Source organism: Halopolyspora algeriensis, assembly GCF_003337235.1.
Lineage (GTDB): Bacteria > Actinomycetota > Actinomycetes > Mycobacteriales > Pseudonocardiaceae > Haloactinomyces > Haloactinomyces algeriensis.
Window position 1 is genome coordinate 1 of the sequence record NZ_QPJC01000031.1, and the last position, 1,469, is coordinate 1,469.

The following is a 1,469-nucleotide window of genomic DNA, read 5'->3' on the forward strand; positions in this document are numbered from 1 at the left end:
GCAATACCGCTTACTTTGGTGGTTTTCGGCGTTGTGGAGCCGGTTTGGTGGCGGTGACGATGGTGATCGTGATGTTGGGTGGGGGTGGGTCTCGGTGGTGGGCGCGTTTGAGGTGCCAGTTGGCCATTTTGCGTTTGACCACGCGGGGGTTGGAACGACGTCGGCGGGGCGGCAGCGGATGACGTAGCAGTTCCTTACGGGTGCACCGTAGTGCTCGCATCAGGCGGTTCGGGGGAAAAAGCCGCCTGGTCGGTGACCTGGCGGCGGACGACGCGCAGTGTGCGCAGAAACGAGATCCGGTCGGGATCGGTCTCGGCGCTGGCGGCGGTGTCGTGCATCAGGCCGCGCAGGGCGTGGTGGGTCAGTAGGAAACCGTAGAGTTCCTGTTCGACCCCGTCGGGGTGTTGCGAGCGCAGGATCAGGTTCGGCCCGCCTTGGTGGGTTTTGAGTTCGTCCAGGGCGGTTTCGATCTCCCACCGTTGGGCATACAGGGCGGCCAGTTCGGCAGCGGGAGCCTGCTCCGGGTCGAGCAGGCTGGTCACCAGCCGGTAGACCGTCGCGGCCTCGCCGAGGGTGAACTCGACCACCCGCACGGTGGCCGGGTCGGCCCGCCGGTTTTTGTCCCGGGCGGCCACGATTTCGGACAGATACGAGCCGTCGTCGAACTGGCGGGTTACGGGCAGCACCGCGCTGGACCGGGCTCGCCACAGCAGGTCGGCCCCGGTGGCTGTGGCGGCCCGCCAGGTGTCGAAGCTCAACAAAGCCCGGTCGGCCAGCAGCAGCATGTCCGGTGCCAGGGCGGGCCACAACTTCGGGACCAGTTTGGACTCGGTCGTCGTCAGCGGCGCCGACGTGGCGGCGAAGATCGCGTGCGTGCCGCACTCGGCCAGCGCGACCACGCGGGCCTGCGGATAGGCACTCACTCCGTCGCCGCGGGAACTGCCCGGCCGACCGAAGTAGTCCCCGTTGGCCGGAGTGTCGGCCAGATCGAACGTGGTGCCGTCCACGGCAACCAGTCGGTGGCCGCGATACCACGCCCCCGCCGTGGCCGCGGTAGCCACCGGAGTAGCCACCCGCTCGAACAACGCGGCCACCGGCTCGGCACCCAGCCGGGCCCGGGCTCGCGACAGCGCGGCCGTGGTGGGTACCTGCCACTGAGCCCGCCAGTGCCGTGCCCAGGCCAATCCGTTGGTCAACAGCCGGGTGACCTCTTCATAGCCTTCCTGACGAAACAGGCACATCGCCAGCACGAAATACACCACCACCCGCGCCGGCAACAGCCGTTTGCGCTGCTCAACCCGCCCCGTGGCAGCCAGCACCTCGTCCACCAACTCCGGCGGAAACGCCCGCGTGAGCACCCCAATCGCAATCCGATCCGGCAACCGCTCCCGCGACGACGACGTCACCTGACCAGGCCTGGGCATGAACACACACTACCAGCCACACCCAACCTAAATCAGCGGTATTGC

1 protein-coding gene is annotated in these 1,469 nt (G+C 67.8%); it reads right to left on the bottom strand.

Annotation, left to right across the window (positions count from 1 at the left end):
- Nucleotides 1-194 precede the first annotated feature (194 nt).
- Nucleotides 195-1,424, bottom strand: coding sequence for an IS4 family transposase (locus DFQ14_RS21585; protein ID WP_114455178.1), 1,230 nt, complete (start codon nucleotides 1,422-1,424; stop codon nucleotides 195-197).
- Nucleotides 1,425-1,469 lie beyond the last annotated feature (45 nt).

Bases quoted from the DNA above. Each gene is read 5' to 3' on its own strand.
- DFQ14_RS21585 (WP_114455178.1), bottom strand. From the start codon at position 1,424: ATGCCCAGGCCTGGTCAGGTGACGTCGTCGTCGCGGGAGCGGTTGCCG.